Below are 17,879 nucleotides of genomic sequence, written 5' to 3' on the forward strand. Positions count from 1 at the left end.
GCCTCCTTACTTCAGGCCGTACGGGGCCCAGGCCTTCACGCGCGCCGTATCGGCGTCGGCGAGAATTTCTGTGCCGCGGTTCTGGCGGATGTACTTGGCGTTGTGGCTGATCAGGCGGTGGCGCTTGCCGGCGACCCCGTGCTTGATCTTGCCCGTCGCCGTGAGCTTGAAGCGTTTCTTGACGCCGCTCTTGGTCTTGAGCTTGGGCATTTTCGTCTCCTTGTGTGCGTCCTTGGGACGCGACGTTATCCGACCGCCACGGCATGCCTTCCGGCCGGGCCATTGGTTTTCCAACGATCTGGAAAGCGCGCGCCTATAAAGACGAGGGGCGCGACATGCAACCTACCAGGGCAGTTGCTTGCCTTGCGGATTGAAGAAACGGCCCGAGTGTTGCGGCTCCAGCGCGCCGATGAGCCGGCGCAGGCTACGGACGCTGGTCTCCGGATCGATCGGAGCCGACGGGCCGCCCATTCCGGTCTTTACCCAGCCCGGATGGAAGAGCGCGCAGATGACGTCGGGGTTCTCGATCGCCAGCCTCCGCCAGGCTGAGTTCAGCGCAGATTTCGACGAGCGATAGGCGACGCTTCCGCCGGGCGAATTGTCGGAAAGGCTTCCCCTGGTTGAGCTGATCGCAATCAGCTTCCCGCCCGATTGGCGAATGGCAGGAAGTACCGACTGGGCAAGGAGGAAAGGCGCGATCGCGTTGACCGTAAAGGCTTCGGACCACTCCCTGGCGTCGTCGGCACCCGTCACCGTCTCCGGCCCGCGGGTTCCCGCGTTGGCGATCAGCAGGTCCAACTCCGAAATGCGCTGACCAAGCCCCACGATCGCCGAGAAATCGCCCATGTCGAGAGTCTCGAACGTCACGCCGAGCTCGCCCAATTCCGAACTCGATTGCCGGCCCGTGGCGATGACCGACCAGCCGTCGGCAGCATATTGGCGCGCAAATTCCAGGCCAAGGCCGCGATTTGCGCCGGTGATCAGGACGGTCGGCATGGGTTCGTACACGCGGGTCGCGCGCTCAAGTCAATCGAACAGGCTGGAGATGCTGGTCGCGTCCCGGCCGCGTCCGAGGGCATCACGCTGCACCTCCACGTCCCCGACATGGATGCCTTCTGGCAGCAGGCCGTCGGCGCCGGCGCGACCGTGACGATGGCCTTGGAGGATCAGTTCTGGGGCGATCGCTACGGCCAGGTGCAAGACCCGTTCGGGCACCGCTGGTCGATCGGCGCGCCGGTCAAGGCCGACCAGCCCGGCTAAGCCTCACCATGGAATTTCGGAGCCGTCGCGGCGCAGGAACTTCCCGGTCTGGCCGATCGTCAACCGCTCGATCAGGCCGCGCATCGCGGTGACGCTCTCCTCCGGCGTAAGCTCCGCTCCGGCGCCGCCCATGCGCGTCTTGACCCAGCCGGGGCTCAGCATCGCCGCCGTTACGCCCTGCGCCCGCGCCTCGAGTGCGAGAGAGCGCCAGGCCATGTTCAGCGCCGCCTTCGATGCCCGATAGGGGATCCAGCCGCCCGTCGTGTCCGCAAGACTGCCCATGCCGCTAGTGATGGCGATCAGCTTCGCGCCGGTCGCCGCCGCGTTCGGCAGCAAGCCTCGCGCCAGCATGAACGGCGCGATCGAATTGACGACCATCATCCTCGCCCACCGTTTCGCCTCGGCAATGGTGTCGGCGTTCATCGGATCGTTCGTTCCGGCATTCGCGACGAGCAGGTCGAGCGCGTCGACCTTTGCGGCAAAGTCGGCGACCGCATCGAGGTCAGCCATGTCGAGCTGCTCCACACGCACCGGAAGAGCCTTGAGCTCGTCGGTATCCGCTGGGTCGCGCGCCGTGGCGATCACGCTCCAGCCGTCGCTCGAATATTGGCGAGCAAACTCGAGGCCGATGCCGCGGTTCGCGCCGGTGATCAGGACGGTCGTCATGCGCGGGCTAACGCGCGACTCGCTCAATCGTGCGCCGCATATTTGTCGGCGCCCATGAAATGGAGCGAGACATACGCCTCGTCTCCGACCACCCAGCTGTCGTGGCCGCGCGGGATGTAGAAAATGTCACCGGCGCGCATCTCGATGATTTCGCCATTGTCCATTGCGGCCGTCGCGCGGCCCGAGACGACCATGCCGACATGTTCCACCTGGCAGCTCGGCTGGCCGAGCGGCGCGCCGACATGGACCGACCATTTCCACCCCGGCTGGTAGGTCGCGCGGCCGATGGTCATGCCGCCGGCGTGGACCAGTTCGAACCGCCCCAGCTCGAACTCGCGCACCTCGTCGGGCCGCTCGAAGCGCTTGAGGACGACGTCGAGGTCCATTTTTCAGCGATGGCCGGCGCTGGCTTGCGAGCGTGCCAAATCGACAAGCTCCTGCACAAATTGGCCGAGCAGTGCCCTGCCGGCAGGATCATTGAGGTGCTGTAGCGAAAACGTCGGAAATCCGTTGGTGTTCGTTGTGGAGAGTGGCCCGACGATTTTTACTAGGCCGTCATACAGGTCTTGGCGCTTTTCGGGTGACGCGAAAGCCGGATTCGATGCGAGATACTTCAAGTTGAACTGAACGGCACCCTTGCTCCAGTACACGAGTCCAAAGGGATAGAGCGGCCCACTCGCCGTTTCAAAAACCGCAATGATCGAGCCCTGAGTAGAAGTAACCTGTGCCGATCCACCTGCTTTGTCGATCAAACCAATGTATTCCTCCGCAGCAGCAACCGCTGCCTGACCGAGTGGCAAGATATGTTTCTCAACCCATTGATCGCGCGAGATCGGCGCCCGGTCTGATCGCGCAGCCTTACTGTCCTGCGCTCGTTCGGTCTCGCCAATGATCCGGGGCGCGAGCGCGGTCAGTCCTCCGTCGCTTTCAAACCAGGCAAGTTCGACAGCCCGCACGTCTGCTCGCATCTGCTCGTTCAGGAATTCGACGATTCTCGCCAGCTCGCGCGGAATCGTGTCGGCGACAAAGACCAATTTTACCCTTCCGGCTGCAAAATTCGCATCGACTTGCTGCCAGAACTCATCCGGACTTCGATCAAAGCCCAAGAATTCCGCGAGAACCACATCAGCATTCTTGTTCAGCTTCGTCATCGATTCCGCGAAGCTCTCGGCGATCCGCCCCGCCCGCCAGTATGCCGTCCCGTTCGCGGCATAATCCAGCATCTGGCCGACCACCTCGCGTCGCAGTCGAGTGTCGCTTGCCCGCTTCAGTTCTACCAAGACCGGTATGCCGGTGCGCGTAACGAACAGGTGATCAAGAGACCATCTTCCGGAACCCTCGACTTGATCGGCGATCGGCTGTTCTCGTTTGATTAGCAGCAAGTTGCCGTCCCGGTCGGCAATGACCTCCGGATGGGCCGCGACCAAGGCCTGCATGAAGTCTTCGTTGCGAGGTCCAGATGGGCGCATTGCTGTGAGAGCGCCCGAAGTGTCGACAGTGTAGATAAGGGCAGCAGTCATCTTACTCAGTCGAACAGGCTGGAGACGCTGGTCTCGTCGGCGATTCGGCGGATCGCCTCGGCGAGCAGGGGCGCGATGGTCAAGCGGCGGATCTTGCCTTCGGCGGGGTCAGCCTCGCCGCTCCAGATCGAATCGGTGACGACGAGCTCGCTGAGCACGGACTTCGCGACACGCGCTGCGGCGGCGCCCGACAGCACGCCGTGGGTGCAATAAGCGAAGACTTCGATCGCGCCCTGCTGCTTCAGCGCCGCGGCCGCGTTGCACAGGGTGCCGGCCGAATCGACGATATCGTCGATGAGGATGCAGGTGCGCCCCTCGACGTCGCCGATGATGTTCATCACCTCCGATTCACCGGCGCGCTCGCGGCGCTTGTCGACGATCGCCAACGGCGCGTTGTTGAGGCGCTTGGCGAGCCCGCGGGCGCGAACCACCCCGCCGACGTCGGGCGACACCACCAGCAGGTTCTTGTTCGTGAGCCGCGCATGGATGTCGGCCGCGATCACCGGCGAGGCGAACAGATTGTCGGTGGGGATGTCGAAAAAGCCCTGGATCTGGCCCGCATGAAGGTCGATCGACAACACCCGGTTGGCGCCGGCGGTGGTGATCAGGTTAGCGACCAGCTTGGCCGAGATCGGGGTACGCGGGCCGGGTTTGCGGTCCTGGCGGGCATAGCCGAAATAGGGCAGCACCGCGGTGATCCGCTTGGCCGACGCGCGCCTCAGCGCATCGATGCAGATCAGCAGCTCCATCAGATTATCGTTGGCCGGGTAGCTGGTCGACTGGATCACGAATACGTCCTCGCCGCGGACGTTCTCGTTGATCTCGACGAACACCTCCTCGTCGGCGAAGCGGCGCACGCTGGCGTCGGTCAACGGCATTTCGAGATAGTCGGAAATCGATCGGGCCAGCGGCAGGTTGCTGTTCCCGGCGAGCAATTTCATGTGATGATTCCCCAGCGTGTGACGGGGCTTTAGCGGGGCAGCGCGGCGCGCGTAAAGGTTGCCGCGGGCCGGATGCTCGCTAAATCGCCCTCATGACCGACAAGCTGACCATCGCGCTCGCCCAGATGAACCAGCGCGTCGGCGATCTCCCGTCCAACGCCGCCGCGATGCTCGAGATGCGCCGCCGGGCGACGGGCGCGGACCTCCTGATGTGCCCTGAGCTGCAGCTGACCGGCTACCCGCCCGAGGATCTGATCCTCAAGCCGGAGTTCGTCCGACGCGTTCATGAATGCACCGACGAGCTGGTGGCGGCGACCACCGAGCCCGGGCCGGCGATGCTGATCGGCACGGTGATCGCGGAAGGAAGCGCGGTCTACAACGCCTTCATCCTCGCCCAGGGCGGCAAGGTCATCGGCCGCACACTGAAGCGCGAGCTGCCCAATTACGGCACCTTCGACGAGAAGCGCGTGTTCACGCCGGGGCCGCTGCCTGAACCGATCGACTATATGGGCGCCAAGCTCGGCGTGCCGATCTGCGAGGACATCTGGCAGGAGGTGGTCTGCGCGCATCTCGCGGATGCCGGCGCCGAAATATTGCTGGTGCCCAACGGCAGCCCCTATGAGCTCGACAAGGACGAGACCCGCTATCACCTGGTCCGATCGCGCACGATCCAGACCGGGTTGCCGATCGTCTATCTCAACCGCGTCGGCGGGCAGGACGAGCTGGTGTTCGACGGCTCGTCGTTCGTCATCCATCCGGATGGAGAGCGGGTGGTCCAGTTCTGCGACTGGAACGAGGAACTCATCGTCACGGATTGGGAGCGGACGGTCGAGGGCTGGCGCTGCATGACGCGGGAGAGCCACATCGTCGATACGTTCCCCGAGGACGTCTACCAGGCGATGATTGTCGGCCTGCGCGACTATGTCGGGCGCAACGGCTTTCCGGGCGTGATCCTCGGCCTGTCCGGCGGGATCGACAGCGCTTTGTCCGCGGCCATCGCGGTCGATGCCCTCGGACCGGACAAGGTGTGCGGCGTGATGCTTCCATCGAAATATACCAGCGAGGAGAGCCTCGCTGATGCGCGCGAGTGCGCCCGGCTGCTCGGTTGCCGCCATGACGTCGTATCGATCGCCCCGGCGGTCACGGCGGTTGCCGAGATGCTGCCCGAGATGAGCGCGCTCGCCGCCGAGAATGTTCAGGCGCGCCTGCGCATGGTGGCGCTGATGGCGCTGTCCAACTCTGGCGGGCAGATGCTGCTCACCACCGGCAACAAGAGCGAGATGAGCGTCGGCTATGCGACCCTCTACGGCGACATGGCGGGCGGCTATTCCGTCCTCAAGGACGCCTACAAGACCACGGTATTCGCGCTGTCCAAGTGGCGCAATCACAAGCGGCCCGAGGGCGCGCTTGGGCCCGACGGTCCGGTCATGCCGGAGCGGGTCATCACCAAGCCGCCGAGCGCCGAGCTGCGGCCGGATCAGAAGGATGAGGACAGTCTTCCGCCTTATTCGGTGCTCGACCGCGTCCTCGAGGGGCTGGTCGACAAGGAACTGAGCGTGAGGGAAGTCGCGGCGGCGACTGGTGCGGACGTCGCGCTGGTGGCCGATATCGAGACGAAGCTGCTGCGCGCCGAATATAAGCGCCGCCAGGCGCCCCCCGGGGTCAAGATCGGCAACCGCAACTTCGGCCGCGACCGCCGCTACCCGATCAGCAATTTCTTCCACACGGGCCCGAAGTGACCGTCGTCACCCGCTTTGCGCCGTCGCCGACCGGGCGGCTTCACGTCGGCAACATTCGGACCGCGCTGCACAATTTCCTGTTCGCCCGGAAGAACGGCGGCGAATTCTTGCTTCGGATCGACGACACCGACCGCGAAAGATCAACGGCGGAGTTCGACCAGGCGATCCGCGACGACCTCGATTGGCTGGGCGTGACGCCCGACCGAATTTTCCGGCAGTCCGAGCGGTTCGACCTCTATGAACGCGAATTCCAGCGCCTCAGGGACGGGGGCTGGGTCTACGCCTGCTACGAGACGCCGGAAGAGCTCGAGCTTCGCCGCAAGGTGCTGCTCGGGCGCGGCCTGCCGCCGGTCTATGAGCGCAAGCCCGCGGATGCGCCGGTGCCCGAAGGCCGCAAGCCGCATTGGCGATTCAAGCTCGACCATGATGCGCCGATCGTCTTCGACGACCTCATCCGCGGCGAGCAGAGGTTCGATCCCAAGCTGCTCAGCGATCCGGTCGTCCGGCGTGAGGACGGCAGCTGGCTGTATTTGTTGCCGAGCGTGATCGACGACGTCGACCTCGGCGTCACTCATGTCGTGCGCGGCGAGGACCATGTGTCGAACAGTGCCGCACAAACGCAGATGTTCGTGGCCCTCGGTGCCGCGCCGCCCCGGTTCGCGCATGAGGCGCTGCTGGTCGCTGCGGAGGGCAAGCTGTCGAAGCGGCTGGGGTCATACGGCGCCGAGCATCTGCGCGAGGAAGGGGTCGAGCCGATGGCGTTGCTGTCGGTGCTGGCGCGGATCGGCACCTCGCAGCCGGTCGAGCCGGCGGCGAGCCTGGATGAGCTCGCTCGCGACTTCGACTTTGGGCATTTCGGCCGCGCGCCGGCGCATTTCGATCCACGCGAGGTCGAGTTGATCAATGCCCGCCTGCTGCACAAGATGGACTATCCGGCGGTCGCGGACCGGCTTCCGCTACAGGCGAGCGAAGAGGATTGGCTGTTGTTGCGCCAGAACCTTGGGCATCTGTCGGATTTCGGCGGCTGGTTCGAGGTTCTCCACGGCGACATCGAGCCCCCCGAGCTCAGCCATGACGAACGGCTGGTTGCCAAGGATGCCGTGACCGCTGCCGAGCCACTCGACTGGTCGACGGAGCCGTGGAGGGCGCTCACCGACGCAGTGAAGGCGTCAACCGGCAAGAAGGGCCGCGAGCTGTTCCATCCGCTCCGTCTTGCCCTCACCGGACGCGAGAGCGGACCGGAGATGGCCGGACTGGTGGCGCGGATGGGGAAGCAGCGCGCCCTCGACCGCCTCGCGGCGGCCGCCAAGCGCTGATTGGAAATCTTGCCACAGCGACGCAAAATCCCTCTTGCGGAACAAATGTAATGATGTAACATTCCTTACTCGAATCCGAGTGAAGGAGGGTTTAATGCTCGCCTACGCCGCCGCCGCCCCGCGCTTCGCCGAGCGCCGGTCCAGCCCCAACGCCCTGCTCGCGATCATCGCCGGCCACGTCGCGCTTCTCGCGGTCGTCATGAGCGCCAAGATGGATTTGCCCGGACGGCTGTTGCCGGAGCGCCCGACCGTGGTCATCCCAATTCCCAATCCGCCCTTGCCGCCGCCGACCCCGATGCCTCAATCTACGCCGCGGCCGCAGCCAGGCCCGACGGTGACCGAGCCGCATATCCCTGTCCAACCGCTGCCGGGTCCGGATCTGTCACCGACGCCGGCCTTCCCCGACCCCGGACCGATCGCCGGCAATGGTCCTGTCTCTGACCCCATACCGCTGCCCAAACCGGTGCCGATCCATCTGGGACCGCAGCTACTCACCGCGCCGGATGCGCTCAAGCCGCCCTACCCCGCGACCAAGCTCGCCAGCGGCGAGGAAGCGGCCTTGCAGCTCCGCCTGACGATCGATGAGCGCGGCCGGGTCGTCGCGGTCGAGCCCGTCGGCCGGGCGGACCCGGTGTTTCTCGCCGCGGCGCGGCGCCACATGCTCGCCCATTGGCGCTACAGGCCGGCAAGCGAAGACGGTCGCGCTATATCGTCGACCATGGTGATTACCCTGCGGTTCCAGCTCGACGGGTAAGCCGGGTGGCGCAGCGCGCGGCTGCGTCCTATCTTACCGTTATGTCGTGGTTTCCCCGTCCCTCCAGCCCGCGCGCAGCCTTGCGCGACCTGATGGCGGTCCTGCGGCACAGCAGCCGCGAGCAGCGGATCGGCGCCGCTTTGGCGCTGCTCGCAACGGGCATTATCGTCGTCGAATTTCTCATCGACTCCTATTTCGGCGCCGTGCCCGCGCCGACGCCGGTCTATGTCGAGCTCTATCCTTCCAACCGGACCGATGCCGAGATCATCGCCGACCAGAAGAAGGACCAGGCGGAAAAGGCGGCTTTGGCGAAAGAGCAGCAGCGCCAGTATAAAGAGCTCGAGAAGCGGTTCGGGATTGAGTGACGACCGCAAGCTGATGGCCGAAGCGCTTGCGCTCGGCGCGAGCGCGGTGGGCCGCTCCGCTCCCAATCCCAATGTCGGCTGCGTCATCGTATCTCCGGGCGGCAAGATCGTCGGACGCGGCGCGACCGCGGCGGGAGGACGGCCGCATGCCGAGGCAATTGCGCTCGAAAAGGCCGGGAAGCGCACCAAGGGCGCCACGGTCTACGTCACACTCGAGCCCTGCGTTCATGCCAGCGAGCGCGGGCCCGCCTGCACCGACCTCCTGCTGGCGGCGGGGCCGGCGCGGGTCGTCGTCGCGCTCAAGGATCCGGATCCGCGCACGACGGGCAAGGGGATCGCCCGGCTGCGGAAGGCGGGAATTGCAGTGACTCTCGGGGTCGGCCGCGAGGAAGCGAAGCGCTCGCTCGGCGGCTGGCTCACGCGGCTGACGCTCGGCCGCCCGCGAGTCACGCTGAAGCTGGCGCTGTCGATCGACGGCAAGATCGCTTTGCCGTCCGGCGAGTCGAAGTGGATCACCGGCGAGGACGCGCGCCGCCATGTGCATCTCGAACGCTCGTACAGCGACATGATCCTGGTCGGGCGCGGGACGTTCATGGCCGACCAGCCCCGGCTTGACGTCCGCCTCCCCGGCCTCGAGGCGGCGTCACCGCGCCGCGCCCTGCTCACTCGCGGCGAAGCGGTCGACGGTTGGGAAATCCTTGAATCTCCGCAGGATGTGTACCGGCTTCATGACGTCAACGACCTTTTGGTGGAGGGCGGGTCGGCGACCGCGACGGCGTTTCTCAGCGCGGATTTGGTCGACCGGATCTTGATCTACCGCGCGCCGATCATCGTCGGTGAGGGCAAGTCGAGCTTCGGCTATGTCGGCCTCGATGCGGTCGCCGACGCCCACGAACGCTGGCGCCTGATCGACGAGCAGCGCCTCGGCGTCGACCGCCTCGAAGTTTACGAGCGGGTGAGGGACAGCTAGGCGGCGGCGATGTTCACCGGGATCGTCACCGACGTCGGCACCGTCCGCAAGGCCGAGCAACGCGGCGACCTGAGGCTCGAGATCGCGACCGGCTACGACCTCGCGACCGTCGATCTCGGCGCCTCGATCGCCTGCTCGGGCGTGTGCTTAACCGTCGTCGACAAGGGCGCGGACTGGTTCGCGGTCGATGTCTCCGCCGAAACCGTGTCGCGAACCGCCGCTGATCTGTGGCGCGAGGGCGCCCGGCTCAACCTGGAGCGGTCGCTGCGCATGGGCGACGAGCTCGGCGGCCATATCGTGACCGGCCATGTCGATGCGGTCGGAACCGTCACGGAAGCTCTGCCCGAGGGTGATTCGACCCGCATTACTGTGCGCGTGCCCACCAGGCTGGCCCCGATGATCGCCGCCAAGGGCTCAATCGCGCTCGACGGCGTGTCGCTGACCGTCAACGATGTCCGCGATGGCGAAGATGGGACGGCTGTCACGATCAATCTCATTCCCCATACGGCGCGTGAGACGACGCTTGGGGGAATTGTCCCCGGGCGACAGTTCAATGTCGAGATCGACGTGCTGGCGCGCTATATCGACCGAATGCTCGCCGCACGCTCACAATAGGAACACGTCTGTTCCTTCTTTTCATCACATCACAATGTGATATTGGCGCCTCATGAGCACCACCCTGATCGAACGCCTCGAAGCCATCGTCGCCACCGGCGAGGTCAGCCGCGCGGGCCTCGCCCGTGCCGCCGGCCTCCATCCCAATTCGCTGCGCAAGCTGGGCGCGTCGGACTGGAACCCGACCGCCGACACCCTGAGCCGCCTCGAAAAGCTGATCCACAGCGGGACCGCCGAGGTTCTTGTCGGCGCCGAAGCGATCATCGACGAGGCGCGCAATGGGCGCATGTTCATCCTCGTCGATGACGACGACCGCGAGAACGAGGGCGACCTTATCATTCCGGGCCAGATGGCGACGCCCGACGCGATCAACTTCATGGCGCGCCACGGCCGCGGGCTGATCTGCCTGGCCATGACCAAGGACCGCGCCGACCAGCTGGGGCTGGAGCCGATGACCCGCACCAACCTTAGCCGCAACGAGACGGCGTTCACCGTGTCGATCGAGGCACGGGACGGGATCACCACCGGAATCAGCGCCGCCGATCGCGCGCGCACCGTGGCGGTCGCGATCGATTCGGCGAACGGGCCCGAGACGATCGTTTCGCCGGGCCACGTTTTTCCGCTCGTCGCCCGGCCCGGCGGCGTGCTGGTCCGCGCCGGCCATACCGAGGCGGCCGTCGACGTCGCCCGCCTCGCCGGTCTGAACCCGAGCGGGGTGATCTGCGAGATCATGCGCGACGACGGGACGATGGCGCGGCTCGACGACCTCATGGATTTCGCCCGCACCCACGGCCTCAAGATCGGCACCATCCGCGACCTCATCGCCTATCGGCTGAAGAAGGACCATCTGGTCGAGCGGGTCGCCACCAGCCCGTTCACCGCCGGCGGCGGCGCCTTGTGGCAGGCCCAGGTGTTCCGCGACAAATCGACCGGCGAGGAGCAGCTCGCGCTGGTCCACGGTGCGCTCGATCCCTCGCAGCCGGTGCTGGTCCGAATGCACAGCCTCGACCTGTTCGCGGACGTGCTTGGCGAGGCCGGCGGCCGGGCCGGCCTGCTCCACGCGGCGATGCGGATGATCGAGGTGCAGGGCTCGGGCGTGCTGGTCGCGCTCCATGCCGCGGCGCCGGGGTCGCTGTCGCTGTCGATCGATCGCCGCTCAGGCAAGCCGACCGACGCCGGGGACGCGGTGCGCGGCTATGGCACCGGCGCCCAGATCCTTGCCGCTTTGGGCATTCACGACATGATTCTCCTCACCAATACGCACCATTCGCCGGTGGCGCTGGCCGGCTACGGTCTCGCGATCGTCGAAGAGCGCGCGATCAAGCGGGGCGAGTGACGTCATGGCGACCATTCTCCTTGCCGAAGCGCGCTTCTACCCGCAGCTCAACGACATGCTTCTCGAAGGGGCCCGCGCGGCGGTCGAGGCGGCCGGCCACAAGCATGAGACGCTGACCGTCCCGGGCGCGCTCGAGCTGCCCGGCGCGATCGCGCTCGCGGCGCGCAGCGGCCGCTTCTGCGCGTTCGTCGCGCTTGGCGTCGTGATCCGCGGCGAGACTTATCATTTCGAGATCGTCGCCGAAGAGAGCGCCCGGGCCCTGATGGAGCTGACGATCCAGGGCTTTGCGATCGGCAACGGCATCCTGACCGTCGAGAATGAACAGCAGGCGATCGTTCGCGCCGATCCCAGGCAGGGCGACAAGGGGGGCGATGCGGCCCATGCCGCGCTCGCGTTGCACGAGCTTCGCGAGCAATACGCGCCATAAGCCGAGGTTATTGGACGGCTGGCGGAATAGACTTGTGAGAGCGGCGGGGCGCCCCTTAGTTGCCGTTCGATGACCCGGTCTCCAGACCATCCCTTTGCATTCGCAGCGCTGCTGATCGGGAGCACCAGCCTTGCCTTCGGGCCGTGGCTGGTGCGGTTGACCGGCGTTGGCTCGGTCGCTGCCGGCTTCTGGCGACTCGCTCTGGCGCTGCCGTTCCTGTTCGTCATCGCCGCGGTCACCCGTCAGCCGATCCATTGGCCGGGACGGCGGCTCGTGCTGATCACCGTCCTCGGCGGCTTCTTCTTCGCCGCCGACCTTGCTTTGTGGCACGCCGGGATCCGCATGACCAAGCTCGGCAACGCCACCTTGTTCGGCAATACTTCGAGCCTGATCTTCGCCGTTTATGGCCTGTGGCTCGCTGGCCGGGCGCCGTCCGCGACCCAAGTCTCGGCCCTCGGCCTTGCGGTTCTCGGCGCCGCCTTGCTGATGGGAAGCAGCGCCGAGCTCTCCACGCGCAATCTCGCGGGCGACTTCCTCGCCTTGTCGGCGGGCGTTCTTTACACCGGATACCTGATTGCGGTGCAGCGTGTCCGGGGTGAGCTTAAACCGCTGCCCCTGTTGTTCATCGCCAGCCTGTTCGGCGCGGTGATGCTGCTGCCGCTGTCGCTGGCATTGGGGGAGCAAGTCGTGCCGAACGACTGGACCTACGTCCTATGGCTGGCGATTGGCAGCCAGGTGATCGGGCAGGGCCTGCTGGTCTATGCGATCGGCGGGCTTCCGCCGCTGGTCGTCGGGCTGACTCTGCTCACCCAGCCCGCGATCTCCGCCACGGTGGGCTGGGTCGTGTACCGCGAGGCCTTTACTTGGCTGGACGCGCTCGGCGCGGTCGCGATCGCGGCCGCTTTGGTGCTCGTCCGGCTCCCTCAGCGGGGCTTGCGTGCTCCGGTTGAGCAGCCCACGTGAGCCGGATGACCGGCCCGAGTCCGCTCGAACAGTTGCGCCGCCGCCTTGCTCTGGCAGTCGGCGAAAACGCGGTGTTCGACGGATGGACGCGCCAGGCGGTCGACAGCGCCGCCGCTCAGCTCGGCGTCGACCCGGTGCAGGCTCGGCTCGCCTTCCCCAAGCGCCAGGCGGCGATGATCCACTGCTATATCGAAGAGGTCGATCGCGCGCTCGAAGCGAGCTTCACTCCCGACAAGCTCGCGGCGATGAAGATCCGCGACCGGATTCGCGCTTTGGTCTGGCGCCGGCTCGAGATCATGGGCGATGCGCGTGAGGCTGTCCGCCGCGCGCTCGCGATTCTCGCGATGCCGCAGAATGTCCCGTTGGCGCTGCGCCTGTCGTGGCGCACCGCCGATCTCATGTGGCGGATGGCCGGCGACACCAGCACCGACTTCAATCACTACACCAAGCGAATGACGCTGGGCGCGGTCTATGGCTCGACCTTGCTGACCTGGCTCGACGACGCCAGCGAGGGGTGGAGCGACTCCGCCGCCTTCCTCGACCGCCGGATCGACGATGTGATGAAGTTCGAGAAATGGAAGGCGCAATGGCGCGGCTCTGGCGAGCGCCAGCTGAGCTTGACGCGCTTCCTTGGGCGGCTCCGCTATCCGCCGCGCTGACGCGGCTTCCCTCGCGCTGCCGTTAATGATAATCAGTCGCAAGAATGGACGCGCTCACCACACCGGAGGCGATGGGCCTCGACCGGCTGGCCGTTGGCCGGCGCGCGCGAATCGATTCCATCGATTGGGCAATGCTCGAGCTTTCGGAGGTCAATCGCCTCAAGCATTTCGGCTTCGATGAAGGGGTTGCCGTGGAGGCGCTTCACCTTGGGCCGTTCGGTCGCGATCCGATCGCGATCCGGGTTGGGCGCATGACCGTGGCGATTCGGCGCCGCCACGCCGGCGCGGTCCAGGTCGTCCCGCTCGAGCAGTGAACCCATTTCCGCTGGTCGCCGTCGCCGGCAGCCCCAATGCCGGCAAGAGCGCGCTGTTCAACGCCCTGACAGGGGCGCGGCAGAAGGTCGCCAACTATCCCGGCGTCACCGTCGAGCGGCATTCCGGCCGACTGACTCTCGCCGATGGTCGCCCGGTCGAGCTGGTCGACCTCCCCGGCGCCTACAGCCTCGATCCCGTCAGCCCGGATGAGGCGGTTACCCGCGACGTTCTGCTCGGCCGCCAGAAGGGCGAGCGCCGGCCCGATGCGCTGCTCATCGTCGTCGACGCCTCGAACCTCGACAATCATTTGCGCTTCGCGCTCCAGCTGATCGAGCTCGACCTGCCGACGGTCGTCGCGCTTAACATGGTCGACCTCGCCAAGCGCGACGGGCTCGAGCTCGACCCGCGCAAGCTGGAGGAGGCGCTTGGGGTCCCGGTGATCGAGACGGTCGCGGTGCGGCGGCGCGGCGTTCCCGAGCTCCAGTCCGCCCTCGACGACATGCTCTCGGCGCCCCGCTGCGGCCTTCACGACCATGTAAAGGGCGATCTCATCCATTTGCAGCGGCGCGCGCGCGAAATTGCGACCGCCGCGGTGATTCGCGAGACGCCCGTGCGCCGCTGGACCCACCGGCTCGACGGAGTCCTGCTTCACCCGGTGATCGGCCCCGTCATTCTCGCCGCGATCATGTTCGTGATGTTCCAGGCGGTGTTCGCGTGGAGTGTCACGCCGCAAGACTGGATCGGCGACGGCGTCGCGTGGCTGTCCGGAGTCGCGGCCCGCGCCCTGCCGCCCGGGCTGCTGCGCTCGATGATCGTCGACGGCGCGATCGCCGGGGTCGGCGCAGTCATCACCTTCCTGCCGCAGATCGTGATCCTGTTCTTCTTCATCCTCCTCCTCGAAGGCACCGGCTATATGGTCCGCGCCGCCTTCCTGATGGACCGGCTGATGCATGGCGCGGGCCTGTCGGGCCGCTCATTCATCCCGCTGCTGTCGAGCTTCGCCTGCGCGGTGCCCGGGATCATGGCGACGCGGACGATCGAGGACCCGAAGGACCGGCTGACCACGATCCTGGTCGCGCCGCTGATGACCTGCTCGGCGCGACTGCCGGTCTACACGCTGATCATTGCCGCCTTCATCCCCAACCGAAGCCTCGGGTTCGGCGTCGGGCTGCAGGGCGTGGTGATGTTCGGGCTCTACATCGTCGGGATTTTCGGCGCGCTGGTGGCCGCGCTGGTCATCCGCCGCGGCGTCCTCAAGGGCGGCGGCGGCGGCTTCATGATGGAGCTTCCCAAGTACCAATGGCCGCCCGTGAAGGACGTCGCCATCGGCCTGCTGACCCGCGCCGAAATCTTCCTCAAGCGGGCCGGCACGATCATCCTTGGCACCACCATCATCCTGTGGGCCCTTGCCAGCATTCCCCAGGCCGGCCCCGGCCAGAAGCAGAGCGAGGTCTCGATCGCCGGCCATATCGCCGACGGCATCGAGACCGTCGTCCGGCCGATCGGCTTCAACCACGAGATCAGCCTGGCGCTCCTGCCGGCGATGGCGGCGCGCGAGGTGGCGGTGAGCGCCATCGCCACCGTTTATTCGATCGATTCGCCGGATGAAGGGGCCGGCGCGACCAAGCTCGAGGACCGGCTCCGGCATCGCTGGCCGCTGCCGACCGCGCTCGCCTTTCTCGCCTGGTTCGTGTTCGCGCCGCAGTGCATTTCGACCATCGCCGTCACCCGCCGCGAGACCAACGGCTGGAAGTGGCCGCTGGTGATGGTCGGCTACTTATTTGCGCTCGCCTACATCGCGGCGGGCGTGACCTACTGGACGGCGGTCGCGCTCGGTTTATAGCGGTTCTTCGAGAGAAGGAGAGTAGCCATGGCGGGCGTGAATAAGGTGATCCTGGTCGGCAATCTCGGCGCGGACCCCGAGGCGCGCACGCTCAACAGCGGCGGCGAAGTCGTCAACATGCGCATCGCCACGTCGGAGAATTGGAACGACAAAGCCACCGGTGAGCGCAAGGAAAAGACCGAGTGGCACAATGTCGTGATCTTCAACGAGAACCTGGGCCGAGTCGCGAAGAACTATTTGCGCAAAGGATCCAAAGTTTACGTCGAGGGTCAGCTGCAGACCCGCAAATGGACCGACCAATCGGGCAACGACAAATATACGACCGAGATTGTGCTTCAGAAATTCCGCGGCGAGCTCCAGCTGCTCGACAGCCGTGATGGCGGCGGCTCGAGCCGCGGCGCATTCAATGAGGACTTCGGCGGCGACGATTTTGGCGGCGGTGCTCCGTCGAAGTCTCAGTCGCGCCCGCAACCGGCGGCGTTCGACACCGATCTGGACGACGACGTTCCCTTCTAGGAGTCGGGCCCTTCTAGGAGTCGAGGCCCTTCTTGAGCTGCGCTAGCACGGCGAACGGGCTGGCTTCGGCTTCGCTGATCACCCCTGCCTCCTTGAGCGCGGCGTCCGCCTCGGCGCTGCGCGGGTACGGATCCAGGCTGAGCGCCAGCGTATCGGCAATGGCGCCGCCGAGGTCGATGGTCCCGCCCTCGTAGAAGACCGTGTCGCAATCCGCCGCGCCGAGCTCGATCTCGTCATCCGGACTGGCTTGAAGCTCAGGCCTGAAGATCAGCGCAAACGGCTCGTCGATGTGCGCGGCGACGGGCGCGCCGGTCACGACGCAGCTTTGCACTAGCGATGCGACCAGCCGGCCCTCGGCGCGGACCTGCCCGCCCTTGCGCGACAGGCAGGCATGGGCCTCGACGCCGTCGACTGCGCCGAGTCCCAGCCGTTTGGCGATGTCCCGCCGTTCGTCGTCGTCGGCGATGAGATCGAGACGGTCGCCGTCGCGAATTGAATCGAGTCTGAGTTGGTGTGCGAAGCCGTCGTTCATTCGATCTTTCCCTCAGCCAGTGCGCTGGGGCCGGTTCGTTCGAGCCTCAACCACAACGCCTTCAACGCTGCGCTGGTGTGCTTAGCCGCGTCGTCCGCCGGCTCCGACCGATAAACGCTTTCGCGGGTCGGTTCGCGCCAGTCGGCCGAGGCGATCGCAGTGCGCCACAATGCGGTTCGCCTGGCGAGCGAGCCGACCAGCTTGCGCACCGTCTTCCCCAAAGTCGGATCGCTAAGCCCGAGTTCGCGATGCTCGCTCTCCATGACCGCGATGAACCGCTCGGTCAGCGCGACGGACACCTCATTTCCGGCCTCGCCCTCCCGTTCGAGCCGGACCAGAATCAGCGCGATCACCGTCGACAGCATGGCGAAGCGCCCGTCGATCGTGTCGGGGACGCGGCCGTCGCGAAACCAGTGCGGTCGCCGCGCCTCGTCGGTGGCGGCGGAAAACAGCGCGGTCCCGCGCACCGGTTGGGCCGTTAATCTTCGGAACAGGTTGTCGAGCATAGCGTCCTTCGCGCTCCCAAGGCTTGCGCCTCCGGTTGCGGCCAGCATATTGAGGCCGCGGACCGGGTAGGCAAGTCCGGGCGATTGTGACGCGCTCATCTCGCGCATCCGAAGGGATTTGAACATCATCATGAAGGTTGCGCTCTTGAAGATCTCGACCGCGTTCGCGGTCGCCGCCGCGCTCGGTGGCTGCGCTTCGGTCCGAACGCACCGCGGGGCGGTCATCGATTCGCAGCTCATGACTGCGGTCCAGCCCGGCGTCGACAATAAGGCATCGGTGGAGAAGCTGCTCGGCCGGCCGTCGTTCACCGGCCAGTTCACGCCGAACGAATGGTATTATGTGTCGCGCGACACGGCGCAGTTCGCCTTCCGCAATCCGCGGACGATCAAGCAGACCGTGCTGCTGGTGCGCTTCGACCCTGCCGGCAACGTCGCCGCAGTGGACCATATCGGCAAGGAGCTGGTGCTGAACGTCGACCCGAGCAGCCGCAAGACTCCAACGCTCGGCCGCAAGCAGGGCTTCTTCGAGGAACTGTTCAACAATATCGGGACGGTCGGCACGCCGGGCTTGCCCGGGTCGAACAGCGGCGGACCTTACTAAGGACCGCGCCCTGCCGCTTCCTCGTAGCGTCGCTT

23 protein-coding genes are annotated in these 17,879 nt (G+C 66.1%); 15 read left to right on the forward strand and 8 right to left on the reverse strand.

The window, feature by feature from the left end; translation table 11 throughout:
• Positions 1-6 precede the first annotated feature (6 nt).
• Both rpmI and N539_RS0100615 read right to left on the reverse strand, forming a co-directional pair.
• Positions 7-210 carry a 50S ribosomal protein L35 gene (gene rpmI / locus N539_RS0100610; RefSeq protein WP_028968696.1) on the reverse strand — a complete coding sequence of 68 codons (204 nt, stop codon included), beginning with the start codon at positions 208-210 and terminating at the stop codon, positions 7-9.
• Between the two features lie 132 nt (positions 211-342).
• The gene (locus tag N539_RS0100615; protein ID WP_028968697.1) at positions 343-996 is read right to left on the reverse strand and encodes an SDR family oxidoreductase; all 654 of its coding nucleotides are present in this window, start codon (positions 994-996) and stop codon (positions 343-345) included.
• On the opposite strand from N539_RS0100615, the gene N539_RS18035 reads away from it, so the two are divergent.
• Positions 937-1,260, forward strand: a complete 324-nt coding sequence (locus N539_RS18035) for a VOC family protein (RefSeq protein WP_197018303.1) — start codon at positions 937-939, stop codon at positions 1,258-1,260. The genes N539_RS0100615 and N539_RS18035 overlap by 60 nt on opposite strands.
• Positions 1,261-1,263: 3 nt before the next feature.
• On the opposite strand, the gene N539_RS0100625 is transcribed toward N539_RS18035, so the two are convergent.
• From N539_RS0100625 to N539_RS0100640, 4 genes are all read right to left on the reverse strand, one after another.
• Positions 1,264-1,926, reverse strand: coding sequence for an SDR family oxidoreductase (locus N539_RS0100625; RefSeq protein WP_028968698.1), 663 nt, complete (start codon positions 1,924-1,926; stop codon positions 1,264-1,266).
• A gap of 23 nt (positions 1,927-1,949) precedes the next feature.
• Positions 1,950-2,312 (reverse strand): cupin domain-containing protein, encoded by a 363-nt coding sequence (locus tag N539_RS0100630; RefSeq protein ID WP_028968699.1) that lies wholly within the window; start codon positions 2,310-2,312, stop codon positions 1,950-1,952.
• A 3-nt stretch (positions 2,313-2,315) separates the two neighbouring features.
• Positions 2,316-3,362, reverse strand: a complete 1,047-nt coding sequence (locus N539_RS17470) for a hypothetical protein (RefSeq protein WP_051531086.1) — start codon at positions 3,360-3,362, stop codon at positions 2,316-2,318.
• 89 nt (positions 3,363-3,451) lie between these two features.
• Positions 3,452-4,387 (reverse strand): ribose-phosphate pyrophosphokinase, encoded by a 936-nt coding sequence (locus tag N539_RS0100640; protein WP_028968700.1) that lies wholly within the window; start codon positions 4,385-4,387, stop codon positions 3,452-3,454.
• A 92-nt stretch (positions 4,388-4,479) separates the two neighbouring features.
• Here N539_RS0100640 and N539_RS0100645 point away from each other — a divergent pair, with 92 nt between their 5' ends.
• The 13 genes from N539_RS0100645 to ssb all read left to right on the forward strand — a co-directional run bounded on the left by N539_RS0100645 (position 4,480) and on the right by ssb (position 16,205).
• Positions 4,480-6,126: an NAD+ synthase gene (locus tag N539_RS0100645; protein ID WP_028968701.1), complete on the forward strand. Its 1,647-nt coding sequence runs from the start codon at positions 4,480-4,482 to the stop codon at positions 6,124-6,126.
• The gene (gene gltX, locus N539_RS0100650; RefSeq protein WP_028968702.1) at positions 6,123-7,442 is read left to right on the forward strand and encodes a glutamate--tRNA ligase; all 1,320 of its coding nucleotides are present in this window, start codon (positions 6,123-6,125) and stop codon (positions 7,440-7,442) included. The genes N539_RS0100645 and gltX overlap by 4 nt, the downstream gene beginning before the upstream one ends.
• A 94-nt stretch (positions 7,443-7,536) precedes the next feature.
• Entirely contained in the window at positions 7,537-8,196 is a 660-nt protein-coding gene (locus N539_RS17475) for an energy transducer TonB (RefSeq protein ID WP_051531088.1), read from the forward strand.
• A gap of 41 nt (positions 8,197-8,237) precedes the next feature.
• Positions 8,238-8,561, forward strand: a complete 324-nt coding sequence (locus N539_RS0100660) for a hypothetical protein (protein ID WP_156029676.1) — start codon at positions 8,238-8,240, stop codon at positions 8,559-8,561.
• Positions 8,562-8,574: 13 nt separating this feature from the next.
• Positions 8,575-9,531: a bifunctional diaminohydroxyphosphoribosylaminopyrimidine deaminase/5-amino-6-(5-phosphoribosylamino)uracil reductase RibD gene (ribD, locus tag N539_RS0100665; RefSeq protein WP_028968704.1), complete on the forward strand. Its 957-nt coding sequence runs from the start codon at positions 8,575-8,577 to the stop codon at positions 9,529-9,531.
• A 9-nt stretch (positions 9,532-9,540) separates the two neighbouring features.
• Positions 9,541-10,146 (forward strand): riboflavin synthase, encoded by a 606-nt coding sequence (locus tag N539_RS0100670; protein WP_028968705.1) that lies wholly within the window; start codon positions 9,541-9,543, stop codon positions 10,144-10,146.
• Positions 10,147-10,198: 52 nt separating this feature from the next.
• Positions 10,199-11,482, forward strand: coding sequence for a 3,4-dihydroxy-2-butanone-4-phosphate synthase (gene ribB / locus N539_RS0100675; RefSeq protein WP_028968706.1), 1,284 nt, complete (start codon positions 10,199-10,201; stop codon positions 11,480-11,482).
• Between the two features lie 4 nt (positions 11,483-11,486).
• Complete coding sequence (ribH, locus tag N539_RS0100680) at positions 11,487-11,909, forward strand: 6,7-dimethyl-8-ribityllumazine synthase (RefSeq protein ID WP_028968707.1); 423 nt, start codon at positions 11,487-11,489, stop codon at positions 11,907-11,909.
• A gap of 69 nt (positions 11,910-11,978) precedes the next feature.
• Entirely contained in the window at positions 11,979-12,872 is an 894-nt protein-coding gene (locus N539_RS14730) for a DMT family transporter (protein ID WP_037551631.1), read from the forward strand.
• Between the two features lie 5 nt (positions 12,873-12,877).
• Positions 12,878-13,531 carry a COQ9 family protein gene (locus N539_RS0100690; RefSeq protein WP_028968708.1) on the forward strand — a complete coding sequence of 218 codons (654 nt, stop codon included), beginning with the start codon at positions 12,878-12,880 and terminating at the stop codon, positions 13,529-13,531.
• A gap of 44 nt (positions 13,532-13,575) precedes the next feature.
• Positions 13,576-13,845 carry a FeoA family protein gene (locus tag N539_RS0100695; protein WP_028968709.1) on the forward strand — a complete coding sequence of 90 codons (270 nt, stop codon included), beginning with the start codon at positions 13,576-13,578 and terminating at the stop codon, positions 13,843-13,845.
• Positions 13,842-15,689 (forward strand): ferrous iron transporter B, encoded by a 1,848-nt coding sequence (feoB, locus tag N539_RS0100700; protein WP_028968710.1) that lies wholly within the window; start codon positions 13,842-13,844, stop codon positions 15,687-15,689. The genes N539_RS0100695 and feoB overlap by 4 nt, the downstream gene beginning before the upstream one ends.
• 27 nt (positions 15,690-15,716) lie before the next feature.
• Entirely contained in the window at positions 15,717-16,205 is a 489-nt protein-coding gene (ssb, locus tag N539_RS0100705; protein ID WP_028968711.1) for a single-stranded DNA-binding protein, read from the forward strand.
• A 13-nt stretch (positions 16,206-16,218) separates the two neighbouring features.
• On the opposite strand, the gene N539_RS0100710 is transcribed toward ssb, so the two are convergent.
• Together N539_RS0100710 and N539_RS17480 are read right to left on the reverse strand one after the other, a co-directional pair.
• Positions 16,219-16,737 (reverse strand): YceD family protein, encoded by a 519-nt coding sequence (locus tag N539_RS0100710; RefSeq protein ID WP_028968712.1) that lies wholly within the window; start codon positions 16,735-16,737, stop codon positions 16,219-16,221.
• Positions 16,734-17,369 carry a ubiquinol-cytochrome C chaperone family protein gene (locus N539_RS17480; protein WP_197018304.1) on the reverse strand — a complete coding sequence of 212 codons (636 nt, stop codon included), beginning with the start codon at positions 17,367-17,369 and terminating at the stop codon, positions 16,734-16,736. Before N539_RS17480 ends, N539_RS0100710 begins: the two co-directional genes overlap by 4 nt.
• Positions 17,370-17,373: 4 nt before the next feature.
• On the opposite strand from N539_RS17480, the gene N539_RS0100720 reads away from it, so the two are divergent.
• Positions 17,374-17,844 (forward strand): outer membrane protein assembly factor BamE, encoded by a 471-nt coding sequence (locus N539_RS0100720; RefSeq protein ID WP_028968713.1) that lies wholly within the window; start codon positions 17,374-17,376, stop codon positions 17,842-17,844.
• Positions 17,845-17,879: the final 35 nt, after the last annotated feature.

It is taken from the genome of Sphingomonas sp. URHD0057 (assembly GCF_000620665.1).
Classification (GTDB): domain Bacteria; phylum Pseudomonadota; class Alphaproteobacteria; order Sphingomonadales; family Sphingomonadaceae; genus Sphingomicrobium.

What these genes read in the sequence shown, in the direction of transcription:
- N539_RS0100695 (WP_028968709.1), top strand. Translation starts at nt 13,576, where the DNA reads ATGGACGCGCTCACCACACCGGAGGCGATGGGCCTCGACCGGCTGGCC.
- N539_RS0100630 (WP_028968699.1), bottom strand. Translation starts at nt 2,312, where the DNA reads ATGGACCTCGACGTCGTCCTCAAGCGCTTCGAGCGGCCCGACGAGGTG.
- N539_RS0100625 (WP_028968698.1), bottom strand. Translation starts at nt 1,926, where the DNA reads ATGACGACCGTCCTGATCACCGGCGCGAACCGCGGCATCGGCCTCGAG.
- ribH (WP_028968707.1), top strand. Translation starts at nt 11,487, where the DNA reads ATGGCGACCATTCTCCTTGCCGAAGCGCGCTTCTACCCGCAGCTCAAC.
- ribB (WP_028968706.1), top strand. Translation starts at nt 10,199, where the DNA reads ATGAGCACCACCCTGATCGAACGCCTCGAAGCCATCGTCGCCACCGGC.
- N539_RS0100670 (WP_028968705.1), top strand. Translation starts at nt 9,541, where the DNA reads ATGTTCACCGGGATCGTCACCGACGTCGGCACCGTCCGCAAGGCCGAG.
- N539_RS17470 (WP_051531086.1), bottom strand. Translation starts at nt 3,362, where the DNA reads ATGCAGGCCTTGGTCGCGGCCCATCCGGAGGTCATTGCCGACCGGGAC.
- N539_RS0100640 (WP_028968700.1), bottom strand. Translation starts at nt 4,387, where the DNA reads ATGAAATTGCTCGCCGGGAACAGCAACCTGCCGCTGGCCCGATCGATT.
- N539_RS0100720 (WP_028968713.1), top strand. Translation starts at nt 17,374, where the DNA reads ATGAAGGTTGCGCTCTTGAAGATCTCGACCGCGTTCGCGGTCGCCGCC.
- N539_RS0100615 (WP_028968697.1), bottom strand. Translation starts at nt 996, where the DNA reads ATGCCGACCGTCCTGATCACCGGCGCAAATCGCGGCCTTGGCCTGGAA.
- N539_RS14730 (WP_037551631.1), top strand. Translation starts at nt 11,979, where the DNA reads ATGACCCGGTCTCCAGACCATCCCTTTGCATTCGCAGCGCTGCTGATC.
- N539_RS17475 (WP_051531088.1), top strand. Translation starts at nt 7,537, where the DNA reads ATGCTCGCCTACGCCGCCGCCGCCCCGCGCTTCGCCGAGCGCCGGTCC.
- N539_RS0100660 (WP_156029676.1), top strand. Translation starts at nt 8,238, where the DNA reads ATGTCGTGGTTTCCCCGTCCCTCCAGCCCGCGCGCAGCCTTGCGCGAC.
- N539_RS0100690 (WP_028968708.1), top strand. Translation starts at nt 12,878, where the DNA reads ATGACCGGCCCGAGTCCGCTCGAACAGTTGCGCCGCCGCCTTGCTCTG.
- N539_RS0100645 (WP_028968701.1), top strand. Translation starts at nt 4,480, where the DNA reads ATGACCGACAAGCTGACCATCGCGCTCGCCCAGATGAACCAGCGCGTC.
- rpmI (WP_028968696.1), bottom strand. Translation starts at nt 210, where the DNA reads ATGCCCAAGCTCAAGACCAAGAGCGGCGTCAAGAAACGCTTCAAGCTC.
- ssb (WP_028968711.1), top strand. Translation starts at nt 15,717, where the DNA reads ATGGCGGGCGTGAATAAGGTGATCCTGGTCGGCAATCTCGGCGCGGAC.
- ribD (WP_028968704.1), top strand. Translation starts at nt 8,575, where the DNA reads ATGGCCGAAGCGCTTGCGCTCGGCGCGAGCGCGGTGGGCCGCTCCGCT.
- N539_RS17480 (WP_197018304.1), bottom strand. Translation starts at nt 17,369, where the DNA reads ATGTTCAAATCCCTTCGGATGCGCGAGATGAGCGCGTCACAATCGCCC.
- N539_RS0100710 (WP_028968712.1), bottom strand. Translation starts at nt 16,737, where the DNA reads ATGAACGACGGCTTCGCACACCAACTCAGACTCGATTCAATTCGCGAC.